The organism is Haloferax volcanii DS2, assembly GCF_000025685.1.
In the GTDB taxonomy this organism is placed as follows: domain Archaea; phylum Halobacteriota; class Halobacteria; order Halobacteriales; family Haloferacaceae; genus Haloferax; species Haloferax volcanii.
Genome location: NC_013967.1, coordinates 1,265,905 through 1,285,188 on the forward strand (window position 1 = coordinate 1,265,905; position 19,284 = coordinate 1,285,188).

Consider the following 19,284-nt stretch of genomic DNA (forward strand, 5'->3'; position numbering starts at 1 on the left):
AGAAGACGCGGGTCTGCGCTTTTTCGTCCCGGTTTTTCGGCCGCTCAGACGTCCGGTCCGAGCACCTCGACCACGTCACCGGTACCGACGTGGTTGCTCGCGTCGAACGACGTGACCTCAAGCCGAACCTTGTCCTCGACGGCCGCGTCCTCGCCGTCTTCGACCCGGATAACCGAGTCACCGATGCGGACGGTGAGTCCGTCACCGTTGCGCTCGCTGACGTAGGCCGTGATGACCTCGCCGGGTTCGAACGTCGGCGTCGCGGTGCGGAACGTCCAGCCGGCCAAGAGCTTGTCGAGGCGGCTCATACGCGGCTCACCTCCTCACTCGTGCGGTCGGAGACGTACTCGCGGCCGTAGCCGGTCCACGCGGCGAGCAGGAACACCGCCACGAGGAACCAGCCGTGGAACACGTAGGGGAAGACCGACGCGGGGTTCACGAGCATCTCGGCCGTGAACCACGGCGTCGCCTCGCCGCCGACGAGACCCTGCATGGCCCCGTAGCCGGCGAGGAGGCCGCCGCCCCACGGGAAGATGTAGCCGAGCGCCGAGGTGTTGGCGTCGAGGATGTTGGCGCGGCGGTAGCCGTTGATGTTGAAGCGCTTGCCGAGCGTGGCGATGTACGGCGCGATTGCGATTTCGGCCGCCGTGTTGATGGTGACCGTCGCGTTGACGAGCGCCGTCCCGACGACCATCGTGGTCTCCGCGCGGCGGACCGTCGTGGCGACGCGGTCGATGACGAGTTCCTGAATCGCGTCGAAGCCCCCGCCGGCGCGCATGATTTCCGCGCCCGCGACGAGCAACAGCGTCAGGACGATAAGCGGGAAGAAGCCGGCCGCGCCGGAGTAGACGCTGCCGCCGACGCCGACCTGCCCCGCGGGGACGGTCTCGACGACGGCACCGAGGAGCGGCAGCGCCTCGACCGCCTGCGTCAGGCCGTTCTGCGGCGCGCTGAACAGGAGCATGCTCCCGGCCGACACGTCCACGAGGTTCGCCGCGCCGAGCGCGACGTTGAACGCCGCCGCGAGGAGCAGCCCCCACGAGACGGCCTCGATGATGTGCCGCCCGCGGACGGCGAGGGCGATGACCACGGCGATATCGAGCAGGTGGACGAGCCCCCACGGCGACACCGACGCGGAGACCTCGCCGGCCACGTCGACGTGCGGCATGCCGCCCCAGACGCCGGGGATACCGAAGCCGGCGACGAGGTACGCCGCGATTGCGAGCGCCGCCGCGACGACGGCGTACTTCACGCGGGAGGCGACGACGCCGCCGATGTCGGCGTCCTGCGTGACCGCGGAGACGATGGTCGTGTCGCTGACGGGCGCGAGGTTGTCCCCGAACACCGCGCCGGAGAGAATCGCGCCGAACAGCAACACGGGGTTCGCGCCGAGGAGCAGCCCCGCCGGGAAGACGAGGCTCGTGAAGGCGATTGCGGTGCCGTAGCCGGTGCCGATACCGGTCGCCAGGAGCGCCGCGAGCAGGAACGTCACGGCCGGAAACAGCCCCGGCCCGACGTTCAGGACCGTGGCCGCCCAGACGAGGCCGTCGACGAAGCCGCCGACCTGAATGGTCTCTGCGAACATGCCCGCCCAGAGCCACGCGACGACCGCCGTCGCGGCGACCCGGCGGGTCATGCCGGCGAAGATGACATCCGCGTAGTCCTTCCAGTCTCCCCGGACGAACAGCAGTCCCGCGATGAGTCCTGTCAGCATCCCCGCGACGAGGCCGGTCGTATCGCCGATACCGAGGATACCACTCTGGAAAATCGCCCACGCGATGAACAGGGCGATGGGCAGGGCGCTCACGAGGCGCCCGCCACGGAAACTGAGCTCGATGTCCGGTTCTTCTGGCATCGTTTGTCAGAGCTTGACTGGGATATATAATAGGCACGAATTTCCTCCAACTATTTCTTCCAAACTTGCGTTTCTTGCCCACGAAACGTCGGGAGCGTTTATCATCGCCGGGGGAAAAGAGTCCAGACATGAGCCACCGAGCGACGATGGACGACCTCGTCTCGCTTCGCCGCGACCTGCACCGCCACCCCGAACCCGCGTGGTGCGAGTTCTACACCACCGCCCGCCTCGTCGACGAACTGGAGACGCGCGACCTCGACGCGCTCTACGTCGGCCCGGAGATACTCGACGCCGACGAGCGCATGGCCGTCCCCGACGACGCCGAACTCGACGCGTGGGTCGAGCGGGCCCGCGAGGCCGGCGCGCGCGAGGACGTACTCGACCGCCTCGCCGGCGGCTACACCGGCGCGGTCGCGGTCGTCGAGCGCGGCGAGGGGCCGACCGTCGGCCTCCGCGTCGACATCGACGCGCTCCCCATCCCCGAGTCCGAGGCCGACGACCACCTCCCGGCCGCCGAGGGCTTCCGCTCCGAGAACGAGGGCTTCATGCACGCCTGCGGCCACGACGCCCACGCGACAATCGGCCTCGGCGTCCTCGACGCCGTCATCGACTCCGACTTCGAGGGGACGTTCAAGCTGTTCTTCCAGCCGAGCGAAGAGCAGGTCGCCGGCGGCAAGGCCGTCGCCGAGGGCGGCCACCTCGACGACGTGGACTACCTGCTCGCGCTCCACGTCGGCCTCGACCACCCGACCGGCGAGGTCGTCTGCGGCATCGACGGCTTCCTCGCGGTCTCGCACTTCCGCGCCGAGTTCACCGGCGCGCCGGCCCACGCGGGCGCGAAGCCCGAGGAGGGGAAGAACGCGAACCTCGGGGCCGCGGCGGCCACGCAGAACCTCTACGGTATCTCCCGGCACTCGGACGGCGCGACCCGCGTCAACGTCGGCCTGATGGGCGGCGGGACCGCCACGAACATCGTCGCCGAAGAGGCGTTCATCGAAGGCGAGGTGCGCGGCGCGACGACGGAGCTCATGGAGTACATGGAAGACCGCGCTCACACGGTCATCGAGTCGTCCGCCGCGATGCACGACTGCGAGGTCGAAATCAACGTCGAGGGCAAGGCCCCGAGCGCCCGCAGCGACGACGCGCTCGCGGCCATCGTCGGCGGCGTGAGCGAGGGCGTCGAGGGCGTCACCTCGATTCTCGACCGCGACGACCTCGGCGGCAGCGAGGACGCGACCTACCTCATGCAGCACGTCCAGGACCGCGGCGGGCTGGCGGCCTACGTCGGCGTCGGCACGGACCACCCCGGCGGCCACCACACCCGGACGTTCGACGTTGACGAGGAGACCATCCGCATCGCCGTCGACGTGCTCGCCGAAAGCGTCGACCGAATTGCGACCGAGCGTCCCTAAGACGGTCCGAGCGCGTCGTTCGAGCCATCTCGGGCCGCGTTACTGCGTCGGAAACGGCGCACGACCGGCCGAACAGCCCGCGACGAACCGCCAGCGGTTATTTGTCCCCCCCGTGCATAGCCGGCAGCGATGGGGTTCCTCGGCGGTGAATCGACCGAAGACACAGACCTGCGTCCGGGTCTCGCAGTCGTCGGCATCGCCGTCGGCGTCGCGGTCGTCCAGGTCGCCGTCTTCCCCCACAGCTCCGAGGTCCACTGGCTCCGGTTCGCCGTCGAACTCCTCTTGATTCCGATTCCCGTCGCCGGCGCGTTCGTCGTCGGCGGCGTCCGCCACGTGCCGGCGGTTTGGCGGCCGCTGTACGCCGGGACCGCGCTGTTCGCCGTCTACGCCGTCAGCGACGCGGTCGACGAGGTCGTCGCCCAGCCCGAGGCGGTCACGCTCGTCTTCGAGGACGGGACGCTCCTCGTCGGGTCGGTCGCGCTCGCGGTCGGCGCGGTCCGGTGGTCGACCCACCGCGACGCCCGCGAGACGGAACTGCGCCGCCGCAACGACCGGCTCGACCAGTTCGCGTCGGTCGTCACCCACGACCTCAGGAACCCGCTGAACGTCGCCCAGATGCGACTCGAACTCGCCCGCGAGGGGCACGGAACCGAACACCTCTCGACGGTCGCTGACGCCCACGACCGGATGGAGGCGCTCATTCAGGACGTGCTCCAACTCGCCCGCGTCGGTGAGGAGGTCGGCGAGGTCGAACCCGTCAGCCTCGCCACCGTGGCCGCCGACGCGGTGACAAACACCAGTCTCGGGGCGTCCGGACTCACCGTCGAGGCCGACGCGAGGCTGCTCGCCGACCGGGGCCGGCTCACCGCCGTCTTCGAGAACCTGTTTCGGAACGCGGTCGAACACGGCTCGACGAGCCGCCGGGAGTCCCCAGACGAGACCGCGAGCCGCGACGTTCCGACCGAGACCCCGTCTCCCGCCGCCGACAAGAGCGCAGCCGACGCGAGCGGCCGCCGGGCGAGAGCCGACGCCGACGGGGGGACGCCGGGCGTCAACGTCCGCGTCGGCCCGCTCGAAGACGGCTTTTTCGTCGAGGACGACGGCCCCGGCATCCCGCCGGAAGAACAAGACCGCATCTTCGAGTCGGGATACAGCACCGACTCGCGGGGGACCGGTCTCGGTCTCGCCATCGTCGCCGGCGTCGCCGACGCTCACGGCTGGGAGGTGACGGCGACGACCGGCAAAAACGGGGGCGCGCGGTTCGAGTTCCGGGGCGTCTCGTTCGCGGCGGAGTCCGAGGTCAGTACTTCGGGTCCGCGCCCGTGAGTTCGTAAATGTCGTCCATGATGCGGTCCCGCTCGACTTGCCACCCTTCGAGGGCGCTCGGCCGGCTCGGGTAGCGGCCGTAGTGGGCCAACAGTTCGTCGGCCAGACGCTTGATTTTGAAGAACTCGTAAATCCGGCTCCAGTGACCGTAGCTCGACGCCGCGGTCTGCGCGAGGAGGACCGGGCCGAACGAGGTCGTCCCGGAGTAGAGCGCCTCGGCCAGTTTCTCGCCGGGGATGGAGGCGATGAGACCCATCAGGTCGTCCACGTCGACGGCGGTCGAGAGGATGTTGTACACGTCGAGGCTGGCGTAGCGACCGCCGAAGTGGTCCATGACGCGCTGGTTGTAGCGCCACAGCAGCTCCTCGCTCACGTCGCCCGCGTCGAGCGCGATAGCGGCCTGCTCGCCGGCGTACTTGCCGGCGTAGGCCGCGCCGGCGATGCCGCCGCCGGTCGTCGGGTTGACGTGGGCCGCGGCGTCGCCGACGGCCATGTAGCCCGGCGCGGTCGCAGAATCGTAGGGGCGGCGGGTCGGGAGGGCGGCACCGAGCTTGTCGATGACCTCCGCGCCCTCGAACTCGGGGCGCTCCCGGAGGTCCCTCTTCAGGTCGTCGACGAGCTTCATCGGCTCTTCGGTCATCTGGAAGCCGAGACCGGCGTTGATTTCGGTCTCGGTCCGCGGGAAGTACCAGACGTAGCCCGCGGCGACCTCGGCGGGTTTGAACACGAGCGCGTCCGACCACTCGACGGGCTCGGGGACCTCGACGACCTCGCGGTACGCCGACGAGAAGTGCTGGTAGGAGACGTTCGTGTCGAAGGTGGCGTCGGAGAAGTCCACCTTGTCCTGGAGGAGCGACAGCGAGCCCGCGCCGTCGATGACGATGTCGGCGTCGTACTCGACGACCTCGCCGTCGTGCTTGGCGACGATGCCGGTGACGGTGCCGTCGTCGTCCTGTTTCACGTCCTGGACGACCGTGTCGTAGTGGAGGTCAGCACCGGCTTCCTCCGCGCCCTCGATGATGAGCCGGCCGTACTCCCAGCGGTCGATGACGGCGAGTTCGCCGGGGACCGGGATGTCGAGGACGGTGTCCTCCTGCGGAATCTCGAAGCGGCCGTGGTCGACCTCGGTGTTGGTGAACGCCGGCTCGATTTTCGACTTCGGAATCGCCTCGGGGAAGGCGTCTGCGCCCTTCAGGGCGTCGCCGCAGGCGATGTGGCCCGCTTCCTCCTCGGGCTTTCGCTCGACGATGGTCACGTCGTAGCCCGCGTTTGCGATGGTGGCGGCGGCGTAACAGCCGGAGGTTCCCGCGCCGACGACCACCACGTCCACGGACTGGGTCCGTGGGCTCGCCGAGGAGTCCTCGGCGGTGTCGTTCTCGTCTGTGGACATGGTATCACCTCCATATCGCGGGCTGAAAACTCTTTACTCCCGCACCGACCGCGCGCGGCGAGTCCGAGGGCGGCGACCGCGACGAGACGCGGCGCTCGACGGGGGTTGAAAACGGAGAATCCGAGAGGTCGAGCGTCGCTCAGCGGTTGTCGTCGCCGGTGTCGTAGTGTTCGCCCGACGCGGCCGGGATGCGGGTGCGGCCGACGAGCGCGAGGACGACGAGCACCGTCACGTACGGAACCGTCTGGATGAGCGAGTCGGGAACGCCGTAGCCGGGCACCTGCTGGAGGCGAATCTGGGCGGCCTCCAGCCCCGCGAAGAGGAACGACGCGCCGAACGCGCCGACGGGGTTGTAGTTCCCGAAGAGGAACGCCACGATGGCGATGAAGCCCTTCCCGTTGACCATCGTCTGGTTGTTGCCGACGAACTGGCCGAGGCCGAGCGACAGCGCGGAGCCGCCGATGCCGGCGAGGAAGCCCGACAGGAGCACGCCCGCGTAGCGGACGCGGCTCACGTCGACGCCGACGGTGTCGAGCGCCTTCGGGTTCTCGCCGGACGCGCGGACGTGGCGGCCGAACGCCGTGCGGTTCAGGACGTACCACGACGCCGGGACCGCGACGAGCATCATGTACACCGCGGGGTCGGCGTCGAAGAACGCGCCGAAAAACGGGATGTCCGAGAGGACGGGAATCGTCCACGTCCCGAGTGTCGTCCCGAGGTTGTCGGTGTTGACGCCGCCGTAGTAGACGGTCGCCGCGAACGGCGCGAGGCCGAGCGCGATGAGCCAGACGGCGAGGCCGGCGATGATTTGGTCGGCCTTGAAGCGGATGCAGACCACGGCGAACAGCGCCGAGAACAGCACCGACGAGAGGATGCCGGCGAAGAAGCCAATCCAGATGGCCGGGAGGCCGACGACGGTCATCTCGGGGCCGACGATGGCCGTCGTGATGACCGCGGTGAACGCCGAGATGATGAGCAGTCCCTCGAGTCCGATGTTCACCACGCCGGCCTTCTCGGAGAAGATACCGCCGAGCGCGGCGAACGTGATGGGCACCGAGAGCCGCAGCGCCGACGAGAGCGTGCTCCGACTCGTGAGGATGGCGAGGAAGTTACCCCAGATACTGCTCGGGAACGCGAGGCCGAGCAGCGCGATGAGCAGGAAGACGCTCACCGCGCCGCCGACGAGGGTCGCTCTGTAAGACAGTTCGGTGTCGCGGAGTCGGTCGATGGTGGTCGTGCTCATTCGTCGTCACCTCCGAGGCGGCCGCCGTCCGTGGCCACGGTCTCGCGGTCCGGTTCGAGGTCGATGGCGGAGCCGAGCATGCGGAAGAACTCGGGCATCGCGACGAACAGGATGATGAGCCCGCGGAGGACGCCGACGAGCTGTTTCGGGACGCCGGTCCCGAACTGGACCGCGAGGGAGCCGGACTTGAGCGTCCCGAACAGGAGCGCCGCCGGGACGACGCCGAACGGGTTGTTCCCCGCGAGGATGGAGACGGTGATGCCGTCGAACCCGAGCGAGGGGACGCCGGCCTGCCACTTGCCCATGACCATGAGCACCCAGATAGCGCCGCCCATCCCGCCGAGCGCGCCCGAGAGGAACATGCTCGTGACGGTCGTCCGCTTGGCGTCGACGCCGCCGTACTCGGCGGCCTCGGGCTGTTCGCCGCTCGTCCGGAGGTCGTACCCGAACGAGGTCTGTTCGAGCAGGAACCAGACGGCGACGACGAGCGCGAGGCCGAACGCGAGCGCGAGAAGCGAGAAGTCGCCGCCCTGCGGGAACGCCACCGGGAGGAGCGTCGCCCAGTCGGGAAGCGGCGTCGTCTCGACGACCTGCGAGTCGGGGTTGCCGAAGAACTCGCTGACGAGGACGAACGCGATTTGCGCCGCGATGAAGTTCAGCATGATGGTCGTGATGACCTCGTTGGCGTCGGCGTACGCCTTGAGCGCGCCCGGAATCGCCCCGTAGAGACCGCCGACGAGCGCGCCGACGATGACCGCGAGCGGAATCAGGATGAGGCCGCCGACGAGCCCGGACGGGAGCAGCGGCGCGACGAAGAACGAAAACAGCGCCGTGGCGAGGCCGCCGAGGACGAGCTGTCCCTGCGTCCCGATGTTGAACAGGCCCGCGCGGAAGGAGACGGCGACCGAGAGGCCGGTGAAGATGAGGAGCGTCGTCTCCTTGAGTGTGAGCGCGAACCCGAAGTTCAGCGGGTTCCAGTCGGGGTTGAGCGGTTTGAGAACTCCCGGGCTGTTCACGAGGAACGGCTCGCCGAGCGCCCCGTTGAACAGCACGAGATACACTTCGACGGGGTCGTAACAGAACCCGGTTCCGAACAGCGTCGTCGCCGCGGTCTGGCACGTCGTGACGCGGCCGGAGACGAGGATGATGCCAGCGCCGATGACCACGGCCATGACGAGCGCGGCGAAGCTGATGAGGATGCGCTCCGTCGCGGAGGCGGCCGTCAGCCGCCGGAGGACGGATTTCGCCGTTTCGGCCGCGCTCATTTGGCGTCACCCACGGGCGGTTCCGCATCGGTCGCGCCGGCGTCGGGGCGTTCGCCGGCCATGAGCAGGCCAATCTCTTCTTCGGTGGTGTTGCGTGGGTCTACGATGTCCATGAGTTCGCCGTCGTGCATGACGCCGAGGCGGTCCGAGAGGCCCTGTACCTCGTCGAGCTTCGAGGAGATGAGGAGAATCGCCTTCCCCTCCGCTCGGAGGTCCAAGAGCCGCTCGTGGATGAACTCCATCGCGCCGATGTCCACGCCGCGGGTCGGGTGGGTGGCGACGACGAAGTCCGGGTCGCGTTCGAACTCGCGGCCGACGATGAACTTCTGTTGGTTGCCGCCGGAGAAGGACTCGGCGTCGGCGTCGGCGTGCGGCGGTCGAACGTCGTACTCGTCGATGATTCGCTCGGTGTGCTCGCGCGCGTCGGACCAGTGTATTCGGCCGGCGGCGGCGAACGGCGGGCTGTGCTGGCTGCCGAGGATACCGTTTTGGACGAGGTCGAAGTCCATCACGAGCCCGCGTTCGTGGCGGTCCTCGGGGACGTACGCCATCCCGTCGTCGATGCGGGACCGACGCGAGGCGTCGGTGATGTCCCGGCCCTTGTAGGAAATCGAGCCCTCGGTCGGCGTCCGCAGACCGGTGATGGCCTCGACCAACTGCGACTGGCCGTTGCCGTCGACGCCCGCGATGCCGAACACCTCGCCCTCGCGGATATCGAACGACACGTCCGAGACGGCGGGCACGCCGCGGTTGTCCGTGGCCGAGAGCCGCTGCACCGAGAGCACCTCGTCGCCCGGCTCCTGCGGTTCGGCCTTCGGTTCGAGGAGGACTTCGCGGCCGACCATCAGTTCGGCGAGTTCCTCGTTCGACGTTTCGTCGGCCTTCACGGTGCCGACGTTCTTCCCGTTTCGGAGGACGGTGATGTCGTCGGCGGCGTGCATGGCCTCACCGAGCTTGTGGCTGATGAAGATAATCGTCTTGCCCTGTGCGGTCAGCTCCTCGAAGACGCGGAACAGCTCTTCGACCTCCTGCGGGGTGAGGACCGCGGTGGGCTCGTCCAGAATGAGGATGTCGGCCCCGCGATAGAGTGCTTTCAAGATTTCGACGCGCTGTTGAACGCCGACGCTCACGTCCTCGATGGCGTCGTCGGGGTTCACGTCGAATCCGTATCGGTTCGAGAGGTCGATGACCTCTTGGCGCGCACGCTCCCGGTCGACGGTCGTGCCGAACCACTTGCGCGGTTCGTTGCCGAGGACGATGTTCTCGGCGACCGTCATGGGGTCGACCAGCATGAAGTGCTGGTGAATCATACCGATTCCGGCGTCGATTGCGTCCGCGGGCGAATCGAAGTCCCGCGGTTTTCCGTCCACGTGGACGGTCCCCTCCGTGGGTTCGTAGAGCCCGTAGAGGATGTTCATCAACGTCGTCTTGCCGGCCCCGTTTTCTCCCAGAAGTGCGTGCACCGTGCCGCGCTCGACGGTCAGGTCCACGTCGTCGTTCGCCACGACGCCGGGGAACCGTTTTGTGATTTCGTCGAGATGAACAGCGGTGCTCATCTTGAGCCTTTTTTCGGGGGGTTCGCTTAAACTCGTGGGATTCGACTCGACGCGGGAGTGGTCCACACGGAGTGTTGCGGCGGTTCTCGGGGAGTTCGAACCGTTCAACCCGCGAGCATATTCGACCGACTGCGGTGTGAAAGCGGCAACATTGACCTCGAGGTTCGGGACCCCTGTCGCTCGGCGCGCGGCGTCGAAAAAACTGCGTGTGTCGAGCGTGGCGTTACTCGGTCGTCGTCGGAATCTCGATGTCGCCGGCGATGATGGCTTCGCGGGACTCCGAGAGCGAATCCTTCACGTCCTGCGGAATCTCGGACCCGAGTTCCGCGCCGTAGACGGCGGCGACGCCGTCCTCTTCGAGGCCGAGCGTCGTGGTGGAACCGCCGTTGAACTCGTCGTTGATGACGTTCTCAACGGAGGTGTACACCGCAGACTCGACGCGCTTGACCATCGAGGCGAGAATGACGTCGGCGTAGTTCGGTTCGGTCTGCGACTGGTCGGAGTCGACGCCGATGGCGAACTTGCCCTGTTCTTTGGCCGCCTGGAAGACGCCGAGGCCGCTGCCGCCGGCCGCGTGGTAGACGACGTCAGCGCCGTTGTCGTACATCGAGGTGGCGATTTCCTTGCCCTTCGCGGAGTCGGAGAACGACCCGACGTAGGCCACGTCCACGGATATCTCCTCGTCCGCGTGCGCCACGCCGGCCTCGTAGCCGGCCTGGAACTTGCGGATGAGCTCGGTCTCGGTGCCGCCGACGAAGCCGACGCTCTTCGAGTCGGCCGTCGTCGAGCCGGAGCCAGCGGAGAACTCCTGGGTCGTGATGAGGCCGGCGAGGTAGCCGACCTGGAACGAGCCCTGCTCCTCGCGGAACAGGTAGCTCGCCACGTTGTCCTCGTCGACCACGTCGTCGACGATCATGAACTTCTGGTCCGAGAAACTCGGCGCGGTTTCGGAGAGCGCGGACTTCTGCGCGTAGCCGATACACGACACGAGGTCGTAGTCCGGGCTCGACGACTGCGCGAACCGGCGCTGGAACTGCGGGAACTCCTCCGCCGCCGAGGGCTGGACCTCGTCGTAGGCGATGCCGAGTTCCGATTCCGCCTGCTCGATGCCGCGCTTCGCGGCGTCGTTGAACGACTTGTCACCGAGACCGCCGAGCGCGTAGACCATGCCGACGTTGGCCGACGGACCGGACTCCTCGGTCGTCTGCTCGGCCGTCGTGGTCTCATCGCCGCCGGACGACTCGGTCGTCGTCGCCGCCGTCGTGTCTTCGCTCCCCTCGGACGGTCCGCCCGTACAACCTGCGAGGCCAGCGATACCCGCGACCCCTGCCGCTTTGACAAAAGAACGTCTGTCCATATCTATGAACTCCTATTGAGACAGGGGCCGCGAAAATTGCATAAAGGTGTCGTTTCGCGGTTTCAGCGGCGTCGCATCACCACGTTTGCAAATCGCCGAGAACGGGTCCGCGGTTCACGTCCGCGGGCGTCGTGTTCGCGTCTCGCCGGGTCGCGCGTCCGGACCGATTCCCCCGGAGCCCCGCTCAGGCGGCCTCGACTTCGCCCTCGACGACGGCCGTCACCTCGTCGACGAGCGCGTCCACGTCGTCGGCCTCGGAGTACACCCGGATGTATGGCTCCGTGCCGGACGGGCGGACCAGCGTCCACGACGCGTCGGCAAACTCCAGTCTGACGCCGTACTCGGTGTCGACCGACTCGGGGGCCATCGCCTCGGGGAGCGAGGTTTCGAGCGCCGCCATCGCCGCCCGCTTGTTCTCGTCGGGGCAGGGGACGCTCACCTTGCGATACGGGCGTTCTGTAACCGGTTCGCGCAGGCCGGCCATGCCGGACTCGGCGGCGAGGCGAGCGACGAGCGCCGCGGAGGCGACGCCGTCTATCCAACCGCCGAGCGACGGGTGGACGTGCTTCCACGGTTCGGCCGCGAACACCACGTCGCCGCCGTCGGCGCGGGCGCTTGCGATGCCCTCGTGGAGCGCGCCGAGGCGGACGCGTTCGACGCGACCCCCGGCCTCGCGGACCCGCTCGTCGATGCGGCCCGAGGCGTTCGGCGTCGTGACCACGACGGGGTCCTCGGCGTCGGAGACGCGGACGTAGTGCTCGGCGACCATGGCGATGACGGTGTCCTCGTGGACGACCTCGCCGTCCCCGTCGATGATGACGATGCGGTCGGCGTCGCCGTCGTGGCCGATGCCGAAGTCGAAGTCGCCGTCGGCGACGAACGCGATGAGGTCCGCGAGCGTCTCGGGCGTCGGCTTCGACTCGCGCCCGGGGAAGTGGCCGTCTATCTGCCCGTTGAGCGTGACGACGCGCGCGCCGAGGTCGCGGAGGACCTGCGGCGTGCCGAGCGCCGACATCCCGTTGCCGCAGTCGACGGCGACAGAGAGGCCGTCGAGGTCCGCCCCGTGCTGGCCCGCGAACTCGACGATTGCGTCGCGGTAGGCGTCGAGGACGCCGCTCGTCCCCGTCGCGCCCCAGTCGTCCCAGTCGGTCGGGGGCGCGTCCGCCCCGACCCGCGTCTCGATGTCGCGTTCGAGGTCGCGGTCGTACTCCTGACCGTCGACGAACATCTTGATGCCGTTGTCCGTCGGGGGGTTGTGGGAGGCGGTGAGCATGACGCCGCGGCGACCACGCGAGGCGAACGCGAGCGCCGGGGTCGGGACGACGCCCACCCGGGTCACGTCCGCGCCGGCGGAGAGCAGGCCGGCCTCGACGGCGGCGGCGAGGCCCTGTCCGGTCGTCCGTCCGTCGCGGCCGACGACGAACTCGGCGGACGCGTCCGATTCGAGCGCGGCGCGGCCGGCGGCGCGGCCGACTCTGAGGGCGAGTTCCGGCGTGACTCGCTCCGTCGCGCTCCCGCGGATACCGGCGGTGCCGAAGAGTTCCATAGTCCAGCGTTGACGGGGTCGTACTTAGATGCTGACGGTTCGGGGGACGCGTGCGAGGCGGCCGCACGGGACGGTCGGGGGGCGCTCCGAAGACGAAAATCGGCTCCCGGGCGAACCGCCGAATCGACCGGCCGAGGCAGCACGCCTTTGAGGGCGGGCGTCGAATCGGGAGCCATGAGCGAACACGGTCGAACCCGCGCGCACGTCTACGTCTCGGGACACGTACAGGGCGTCTACTACCGGGCGACGACCCGCGACACCGCCCGCGACCGCGGCGTCGACGGCTGGGTGAAGAACCTCTCGGACGGTCGCGTCGAGGCCGTCTTCGAGGGCCCCCGCGACGACGTGGAGGCGATGGTCGAGTGGTGCCACGAGGGGAGTCCGATGGCGACCGTCGAGGACGTAGACGTTACCTTCGAGGAACCGGACGGCGAGACCGGGTTTCGCATCGAGCGCTGACCGGAGGAACTCGACAACCGCGCGATAACATCAGCGAGACGGCCAAATCGTTCAAGCGGGGTTCGGGGGACGTGTTCCCATGCGCTTCCGGACCGACACGCGGGGACTCGGCGTCGCAAAACTGTTCTTCACGCTCGTGACGAGCGCCGGCCTCGGCCTCTCGATGGGCACGTCGTTTCTCATCGTCCGCGGGCCGTTCCTCGGCGGGCCGTCGCTCGACCCGTTTCCCATGATGGCGGCGCTGGCGGTGTTCGTCGCCGGCATCGTCGTGCTCACGTGGGGGTCGACGCGGCTGTTCGGCGTGGGAACCGGCGCGTGATCGGGGGCCGACTCACGCGGGTCGGTCGACGCCGAGTTCGGCCATCGCCCGAACCACGACGTGGGCCTCCACGAGGTCGCGTTCCTCGACCATCGGGTCGTCGGCGTCGTCGATGACGGCGCGGGCCTCGGCGAGCAGACGGTCTTCCTGTTCGGTCTGGTCGGGTTCGTCGCGGGTGCTGTTCAGGAGCGCCTCGAAGTCCTCGCGGATGCTGAAGTCCGCGCGGGCGACGTTACACCGCGAGAGGGGGTGCATGCCGAGGTCCAACACCAACTCGGTGACGAGTTCCCAGTCGCTCTCGCAGAACTGGAGCGTCACGTCCCCGACGATGTCGCGCCACGCGATGGGGGCGGCGTTCTCCATGAGCGTCACCGCCCGCGGAGGGACCGCGATGCGAGCGACGGTCTTCGGGTCGTCGCAGAGACAGCAGGGCTGGTCCGTCCTGCCGGTGTACATACGCGGGGTTAGGATGGGTCGCAGATGTAGCTTCGGGCCGGAGAGCCGGGGCTCGAAATCGGGCGGGAACGGGCGACGCGCCGACCGAGGCAGCCGCTCAGTACGTGGAAACGGTCGGGTTCGAGCCCGGGGCGGGGTCGTCGAACCCGAGTAGAGGCAGCGGGAGGCGCGACCGACTGCGTGCTGGCACTGAATCACGCATTGGGCTGGGCTGGGTATTCTGTGGTGGCGGCAGCGGCCACGCCACCTATTCGATTGAACACTGCACATAAATATCTTCTCCTCCGAGAATACCACACACTATTGTTGACTATATACTAGTGTGCTTCCAGCTATCGTGAATAATTATGCATGGTTGTCAAACTCTGTTCGCGGAGGTGGCCCGTCCGTCGGGACGCGAATCGCCATCTCCAGTCCGACGGCATCTGTCGGCGGGTCGCTCGGGAGCGTTGCGAGCGGGCGTCGGGCCGCGGCGGCGAGGACGAGCGCGTCGAGCACGTCGTCGCGGGCCACGTCGCGGCGGAGCGTCCGGTCCAGCGTCTCGCGGTAGGCGCGCTCGGCGTCGAACTCCCGGTCGTCGGTCGCGTCGGCTTCCGAACCGTCGTCGCTGTCGTCATCGCCGTCACCGTTCCGACCATCGCATCCGCCGAACGCCGTCCCGAGCACGTCGAGACGGCGGGCGCGCCCCTCGGGCGTCGACTTCGGTTCCGGGAGGGGGTCGCCGGCGAACGCGGCGAACGCGAGTTCGGGATGGGATTCGAACACTCGGCTTCGGGCGCGCGACGCCTCGCGGAGAACGGCGTCGGCCTCGCGAATCTTGGGCACGAGGTGCCACGCCTGAATCGAGAGACCCGCCCCGGTCCGCTCGCGGTTCGCCGCGCTGGCCGCCTCGTGGGAATCGGCGTCGAGGACGGACCGAACGGGCGCGAAGAAGACGGTCGCGGCGCGGGAGCCGAGCCGCTCGCGGGCCGCCCGGTCGCACGCGCGGCGGTCGGATTCGGGCAGCCCGATGGGGATATCGACGAGCACCCGCCGGGCGTCTCGCTCGCGGGCGAGGTCCCAGACGGCGTCGAAGTCCGCGACGACTCGCACGCTGAGGCCGTCGCCGGCGACGGCGCACACCCAGCCGGCCCGACAGCCGTCGACGCCGACCGCGGGGGAAACGCATCGCTGTGGCACGGGCCGAGCTACGTCGTGGAGCGAGAGAAAAGCTCTGGGTTCAGGAGTCGAGCGCCACGGCCGACATCTGCCGACAGGAATCGCGGAGTTCGTTGAGCGTCACGTCGATGCTCGCGTCGAGCGAGACGAGCAGTTTCACGCCGTCTTCGAGCGGCACCCGGACGATGAGCGTGTTGTCGATGGCGAACGCGACGAGCTCCGGCCCGCCGATAGGCAGGTCTTCGAGCGGTTGGTCGATGGCCTCCTCGTTCGTGAGCGTCGCGACGAGCGTCTTGACGGTGTCCTCGTCGTAGCGGTCGAGAAGCGACTGCTCGAAGAAGCGAATCCGCGTCTGCACCGGCTCACACCACGCGACCGCTCGGAGTGCGTCCCCGTACGCCTCCCGTAACTCCGAGGTCAGTTCGGGCGCGGGAAACTCGCCGTCGTCGACGACGGTAATCTCGGCCTCCTGGTCGAGGGCGACCCGCTCGTAGGCGAGTTCACCGAGGTCCGTCAGCCCGTAGAGACGCCCTTTCTGTTGCGACTCGGGAACCAACAGTTCGACGATGCCCCGCTCCCGAAGTTCGGAGAGCGCCCGAGACACGTGCGGCTGTGCGAGGTCGGACTCCGCCGCGATTCGAGACGGCAGTCCCGACCCGTGCTCCGAGAGATATCGGCACACGGCCAGTCGGTACCGTGAGCTTGCGATATACCCCGCGGAATCCCACGTCTCGGTCATATACGAGACTCTCCGCTGGTCGTTTTCATCATGATTGACACGTCCCGCTTTGATATGCAATGGCAAGTGGGGTATATCTTTCGAGGGTCGGACAACACTACCATATACGGTCCGAGAACGGAACGTTCAGACACTCCCGAACCCCGAATGTGCCTCGACCGGAATGCACCGTCGGTTCGCAGCGCGCTGTTTGGCCCGCGGGTGACGCCGCCGTAACCGGCTACCTGCGCGGTTACCCGGTGACACATATGTCAGCAAACACATATATCAGTTCGGTCTCGTACCAGGTAACGCAATGATAGTAGTACTCCGGACGACGGACCGCCGCACGACCGCCGACGCGACGGAGGTGCCGAGATGAGCGTCGCGCTCCAGTTCGCGTCCCCCGGCGCGGACATCGCGTTCCTCCTCGCGCGAGTCCTCTTCGGCGCGGTGCTCGCGTTCATGGGGCTCAACCACTTCCTGAACCTCGACCACATGACCGGCTACGCGGAGATGAAGGGCCTGCCGGCCCCCCGCCTCGGCGTCGTCGTCTCCGGCGGGATGCTCGTCTTCGGCGGCCTCGGAATCGCGCTCGGCGTCTTCCCCGCGCTCGCCGCCGGTGCCGTCGCCGTCTTCCTCATCGTGGGGACGCCGGTGTTCCACGACTTCTGGGCGGTCCCCGAGGACCAACGGGAGTCCGAGATGACCGGCTTCCTGAAGAACCTCGTCATGCTCGGCGGCGCGCTCGTCTTCCTCGCGCTCAGCGGAACGACGTGGTCCTACGCCATCGGCCTGACGCTGTTCTGACCGGGCCGAACCGACGCCGTCCCACAGATTCATCGGCCTCCGAGCCCACCACACACTCATTCGTGACCGACGCAATACCGGATTCCACACGCTCTCGTCGCCCGCCGAGTAGCCGACCCCGACCGCCCGCGGCGGGGGGTCGCTGATGGACGGCGCGCCCGACGCCTTCGGCTCGCCGTACCGCCTGCTTTCGGGAGCCGTCGTCCCGCGGCCCATCGCGTGGGTGAGCACCCGCGGCGACGACGCCGACAACCTCGCGCCGTACAGTTTCTCCACCGTCGCCAGCGTCGACCCACCGGTGCTCGTCTTCGCGCCGGTCGGCCGCGGGCCGTCGCTGAAGGACACGCCGCGAAACGCCATCTCGCGCGGCGAGTTCGTCGTCAACGTCGTCACCCGCGACCTCGTGGAAGCGATGAACGAGACCGCCGCGACGGTCCCGCCGGGCGTCGACGAGTTCGACCACGCCGGCATCGAGAAGGCCGAGGCCGTTCGGGTCGACGCCCCGCGCGTCGCCGACGCCAACGTCGCCTTCGAGTGCACGCTCTACGACAGCATGGAGGTCGGCTCCTCGACGCTCGTCCTGGGAGAGGTCGTCCACGCGCACGTCGCCGACGAGGTGCTGACCGACGGCAAACTCGACACGAGGAAGCTCGATGCGGTCGGCCGCCTCGCGGGCAACGAGTACGCGACGACGGACGACCGGTTCGAACTCGTCCGCCCGGACTGACCTGTTCCGACGAACCCGCTCCGACGAACCCGCTCCGGCTGCCCGCCCGTTATCGTGAGTTGATAATGGGGCGCGAAGCTTTATCGAGAGACACAGAGTCTTTTGAACCAATGAGCGACGTGTCGTTGTCGAGCGTACTTTCGTTTCTCGATACTGATGACGCGGCAACCGTCGTCGAGCGAGTCCGTGCGGCCCGCGGGGAGCGGACGAAACGGAGCGACCGCGACGGGCGGACGTTCCTCTTTTCGGCCCCCGGAGACGAGTCGCAGCCGACCGAAGTCGTCTGGATAGACGTGGAAGCCGCGTTCGACGCCCGGAGCGTCGAGGCGTTCGCCGAGCGCTGCGCCGACCGCGGCATCGACGGGACGCTCCTGACGACCGGCGACGAGGAGCAGGCCATGGAGACGCTCGCCCTCGCGTTCGCGGCCGACGACCAACTCGACGAACCCGACGAGGACGGCGACCGAGCGCTCCTCGTCGACCCAGACGAGGTCGAACGCCCCATCGACCTCGTGGCGCTTCCCGACCTCGTAGACGCGCTCGAAGACGCCGACCTCGACGAGGACGTCATCGACGAGTATCACGAGCCACACGAACCGGAGTTCGAGGAGATTCTCGACGAGATAGACGCCGAGGAAGCCCGCGCCGCGGCGGAGGCGGACGAAGCCGAAAACGCCGGTTCCGGTCGGACGCTCGCGCTCCTCGTCGCGGCCGTCGTCGTGGTGGCGGTCGTCGCCGCGCTCGTCCTGTTCGGCCCGTTCTGAGCGGCTCTGGCTCGGTTTCGAACTCACGCGCTCCCGTGTTCTCGACCCGCCTCACCCGCGAGCGCGCCGCTTCGCGAGTCGCTCGATTCGGCGCAGCGCGACCGCACAGACCGCGGCGTACGGCCCCGCGAGCACGGGAACTTCGAACGAAACCGAACATCGTTCGGGACCGACCGGGTCGACGCGGTGCCCCGTCGCCGGTACGCCGGCCACGCGCCACGTCCACCGACGGGACTCGTCGTCGCACGTCTCGATGCTGAACGGGACCCAGACGCCGGCGACGCGGACCTCGCCGCGACTCCCCGCCTCGATTCCTCCGTCGACGCCGCGGACGCCCGACACGCTCGGTCCCCAGTCGGGCCAGTCTGCGACCGACACCAACACGTCCCACGCCGCCGCCGCGGGAGCCGAAATCCGCCGAGAGACGACCAGACGACGCCCGCCAGGCGTTCGCTCCACGCGCGTTCGGGTCCGACTCGACGCTCCCCTCATATCTCCTAGTATGCTAATAAGTCGTAATATAACACCGCCGAAATCTTTATCCACGAATCGTGGTAGCAACTACCAAGGCAACACATGAGCAACACAAGTGACCGCCCGAATGCGACGATGCGAGACGTCAGCCACACACCGCCCACAGGCGAGAGCGTCACGAACGTCTGGGAGCGAGGACACGAATCCGAGTCCACGGAATAAGCCGGGCAGAACCACTCGCACGACGACGAACAGCAACAAACCGACCGCATCGTAACGAACCGACTGCACCGTAACGAACCGACTAACCAACCAATCGGAGCGAATCCAGCTACTCAACCACGATACCGTCACCACGATACGACGACACACACACAACCGACCGACTGCATCGAACTCGACCGTCTCCCGCGGGAGAGGGAGACCGTGCCACCTTCCTGCGCACCGAT

The 19,284-nt window shown here is 68.1% G+C and carries 19 protein-coding genes; 7 read left to right on the forward strand and 12 right to left on the reverse strand.

Translation table 11 applies throughout. The annotated features are described in order from the left end of the window. Positions 1-44: 44 nt before the first annotated feature. Together HVO_RS11415 and HVO_RS11420 are read right to left on the reverse strand one after the other, a co-directional pair. Entirely contained in the window at positions 45-308 is a 264-nt protein-coding gene (locus HVO_RS11415) for a DUF7513 family protein (RefSeq protein WP_004043546.1), read from the reverse strand. Beyond that, positions 305-1,855, reverse strand: a complete 1,551-nt coding sequence (locus HVO_RS11420; protein WP_004043545.1) for a Na+/H+ antiporter NhaC family protein — start codon at positions 1,853-1,855, stop codon at positions 305-307. The genes HVO_RS11415 and HVO_RS11420 overlap by 4 nt, the downstream gene beginning before the upstream one ends. Positions 1,856-1,983: 128 nt before the next feature. Here HVO_RS11420 and HVO_RS11425 point away from each other — a divergent pair, with 128 nt between their 5' ends. Further along, on the forward strand, positions 1,984-3,267 hold the full coding sequence (locus HVO_RS11425) for an amidohydrolase (RefSeq protein WP_049914874.1): 1,284 nt from the start codon (positions 1,984-1,986) through the stop codon (positions 3,265-3,267). Positions 3,268-3,396: 129 nt separating this feature from the next. Beyond that, complete coding sequence (locus tag HVO_RS11430; protein WP_013035379.1) at positions 3,397-4,593, forward strand: sensor histidine kinase; 1,197 nt, start codon at positions 3,397-3,399, stop codon at positions 4,591-4,593. Here HVO_RS11430 and HVO_RS11435 read toward each other — a convergent pair. From HVO_RS11435 to HVO_RS11460, 6 genes are all read right to left on the reverse strand, one after another. Then, the gene (locus HVO_RS11435) at positions 4,568-5,983 is read right to left on the reverse strand and encodes a geranylgeranyl reductase family protein (RefSeq protein ID WP_004043541.1); all 1,416 of its coding nucleotides are present in this window, start codon (positions 5,981-5,983) and stop codon (positions 4,568-4,570) included. The genes HVO_RS11430 and HVO_RS11435 overlap by 26 nt on opposite strands. A 139-nt stretch (positions 5,984-6,122) precedes the next feature. Continuing rightward, positions 6,123-7,226, reverse strand: a complete 1,104-nt coding sequence (locus tag HVO_RS11440) for an ABC transporter permease (RefSeq protein ID WP_004043540.1) — start codon at positions 7,224-7,226, stop codon at positions 6,123-6,125. After that, entirely contained in the window at positions 7,223-8,491 is a 1,269-nt protein-coding gene (locus HVO_RS11445) for an ABC transporter permease (protein ID WP_004043539.1), read from the reverse strand. The genes HVO_RS11440 and HVO_RS11445 overlap by 4 nt, the downstream gene beginning before the upstream one ends. Further along, a complete protein-coding gene (locus HVO_RS11450; RefSeq protein WP_004043538.1) occupies positions 8,488-10,047 on the reverse strand; it encodes an ABC transporter ATP-binding protein in 1,560 nt (519 codons plus the stop codon). Before HVO_RS11450 ends, HVO_RS11445 begins: the two co-directional genes overlap by 4 nt. Before the next feature lie 223 nt (positions 10,048-10,270). Beyond that, entirely contained in the window at positions 10,271-11,404 is a 1,134-nt protein-coding gene (locus tag HVO_RS11455) for a BMP family lipoprotein (protein ID WP_004043537.1), read from the reverse strand. Positions 11,405-11,588: 184 nt separating this feature from the next. Next, the gene (locus HVO_RS11460) at positions 11,589-12,950 is read right to left on the reverse strand and encodes a phosphopentomutase/phosphoglucosamine mutase (RefSeq protein WP_004043536.1); all 1,362 of its coding nucleotides are present in this window, start codon (positions 12,948-12,950) and stop codon (positions 11,589-11,591) included. A 174-nt stretch (positions 12,951-13,124) separates the two neighbouring features. On the opposite strand from HVO_RS11460, the gene HVO_RS11465 reads away from it, so the two are divergent. Beyond that, positions 13,125-13,409, forward strand: coding sequence for an acylphosphatase (locus HVO_RS11465; RefSeq protein ID WP_004043535.1), 285 nt, complete (start codon positions 13,125-13,127; stop codon positions 13,407-13,409). Positions 13,410-13,488: 79 nt separating this feature from the next. Next, complete coding sequence (locus tag HVO_RS11470) at positions 13,489-13,728, forward strand: hypothetical protein (RefSeq protein ID WP_004043534.1); 240 nt, start codon at positions 13,489-13,491, stop codon at positions 13,726-13,728. 12 nt (positions 13,729-13,740) lie between these two features. Here the strand turns inward: HVO_RS11470 and HVO_RS11475 are convergent, their stop codons facing one another. From HVO_RS11475 to HVO_RS11485, 3 genes are all read right to left on the reverse strand, one after another. Continuing rightward, complete coding sequence (locus tag HVO_RS11475; RefSeq protein WP_004043533.1) at positions 13,741-14,184, reverse strand: hypothetical protein; 444 nt, start codon at positions 14,182-14,184, stop codon at positions 13,741-13,743. A gap of 345 nt (positions 14,185-14,529) precedes the next feature. Further along, on the reverse strand, positions 14,530-15,363 hold the full coding sequence (locus HVO_RS11480) for a DUF429 domain-containing protein (protein WP_013035385.1): 834 nt from the start codon (positions 15,361-15,363) through the stop codon (positions 14,530-14,532). A 40-nt stretch (positions 15,364-15,403) separates the two neighbouring features. Further along, a complete protein-coding gene (locus tag HVO_RS11485) occupies positions 15,404-16,081 on the reverse strand; it encodes a winged helix-turn-helix domain-containing protein (protein ID WP_004043531.1) in 678 nt (225 codons plus the stop codon). Between the two features lie 357 nt (positions 16,082-16,438). On the opposite strand from HVO_RS11485, the gene HVO_RS11490 reads away from it, so the two are divergent. The 3 genes from HVO_RS11490 to HVO_RS11500 all read left to right on the forward strand — a co-directional run bounded on the left by HVO_RS11490 (position 16,439) and on the right by HVO_RS11500 (position 18,361). Further along, positions 16,439-16,870, forward strand: a complete 432-nt coding sequence (locus HVO_RS11490) for a DoxX family protein (RefSeq protein WP_004043530.1) — start codon at positions 16,439-16,441, stop codon at positions 16,868-16,870. A gap of 145 nt (positions 16,871-17,015) precedes the next feature. Further along, positions 17,016-17,597 carry a flavin reductase family protein gene (locus tag HVO_RS11495; RefSeq protein WP_004043529.1) on the forward strand — a complete coding sequence of 194 codons (582 nt, stop codon included), beginning with the start codon at positions 17,016-17,018 and terminating at the stop codon, positions 17,595-17,597. 110 nt (positions 17,598-17,707) lie between these two features. Further along, positions 17,708-18,361, forward strand: a complete 654-nt coding sequence (locus HVO_RS11500) for a hypothetical protein (RefSeq protein ID WP_004043528.1) — start codon at positions 17,708-17,710, stop codon at positions 18,359-18,361. Between the two features lie 51 nt (positions 18,362-18,412). Here the strand turns inward: HVO_RS11500 and HVO_RS11505 are convergent, their stop codons facing one another. After that, positions 18,413-18,853 (reverse strand): SRPBCC family protein, encoded by a 441-nt coding sequence (locus HVO_RS11505; RefSeq protein ID WP_081442886.1) that lies wholly within the window; start codon positions 18,851-18,853, stop codon positions 18,413-18,415. Positions 18,854-19,284 lie beyond the last annotated feature (431 nt).

Coding starts and splice junctions, on each gene's coding strand:
- HVO_RS11415 (WP_004043546.1), bottom strand. CDS start 308: ATGAGCCGCCTCGACAAGCTCTTGGCCGGCTGGACGTTCCGCACCGCG.
- HVO_RS11420 (WP_004043545.1), bottom strand. CDS start 1,855: ATGCCAGAAGAACCGGACATCGAGCTCAGTTTCCGTGGCGGGCGCCTC.
- HVO_RS11425 (WP_049914874.1), top strand. CDS start 1,984: ATGAGCCACCGAGCGACGATGGACGACCTCGTCTCGCTTCGCCGCGAC.
- HVO_RS11430 (WP_013035379.1), top strand. CDS start 3,397: ATGGGGTTCCTCGGCGGTGAATCGACCGAAGACACAGACCTGCGTCCG.
- HVO_RS11435 (WP_004043541.1), bottom strand. CDS start 5,983: ATGTCCACAGACGAGAACGACACCGCCGAGGACTCCTCGGCGAGCCCA.
- HVO_RS11440 (WP_004043540.1), bottom strand. CDS start 7,226: ATGAGCACGACCACCATCGACCGACTCCGCGACACCGAACTGTCTTAC.
- HVO_RS11445 (WP_004043539.1), bottom strand. CDS start 8,491: ATGAGCGCGGCCGAAACGGCGAAATCCGTCCTCCGGCGGCTGACGGCC.
- HVO_RS11450 (WP_004043538.1), bottom strand. CDS start 10,047: ATGAGCACCGCTGTTCATCTCGACGAAATCACAAAACGGTTCCCCGGC.
- HVO_RS11455 (WP_004043537.1), bottom strand. CDS start 11,404: ATGGACAGACGTTCTTTTGTCAAAGCGGCAGGGGTCGCGGGTATCGCT.
- HVO_RS11460 (WP_004043536.1), bottom strand. CDS start 12,950: ATGGAACTCTTCGGCACCGCCGGTATCCGCGGGAGCGCGACGGAGCGA.
- HVO_RS11465 (WP_004043535.1), top strand. CDS start 13,125: ATGAGCGAACACGGTCGAACCCGCGCGCACGTCTACGTCTCGGGACAC.
- HVO_RS11470 (WP_004043534.1), top strand. CDS start 13,489: ATGCGCTTCCGGACCGACACGCGGGGACTCGGCGTCGCAAAACTGTTC.
- HVO_RS11475 (WP_004043533.1), bottom strand. CDS start 14,184: ATGTACACCGGCAGGACGGACCAGCCCTGCTGTCTCTGCGACGACCCG.
- HVO_RS11485 (WP_004043531.1), bottom strand. CDS start 16,081: ATGACCGAGACGTGGGATTCCGCGGGGTATATCGCAAGCTCACGGTAC.
- HVO_RS11490 (WP_004043530.1), top strand. CDS start 16,439: ATGAGCGTCGCGCTCCAGTTCGCGTCCCCCGGCGCGGACATCGCGTTC.
- HVO_RS11495 (WP_004043529.1), top strand. CDS start 17,016: ATGGACGGCGCGCCCGACGCCTTCGGCTCGCCGTACCGCCTGCTTTCG.
- HVO_RS11500 (WP_004043528.1), top strand. CDS start 17,708: ATGAGCGACGTGTCGTTGTCGAGCGTACTTTCGTTTCTCGATACTGAT.
- HVO_RS11505 (WP_081442886.1), bottom strand. CDS start 18,853: ATGAGGGGAGCGTCGAGTCGGACCCGAACGCGCGTGGAGCGAACGCCT.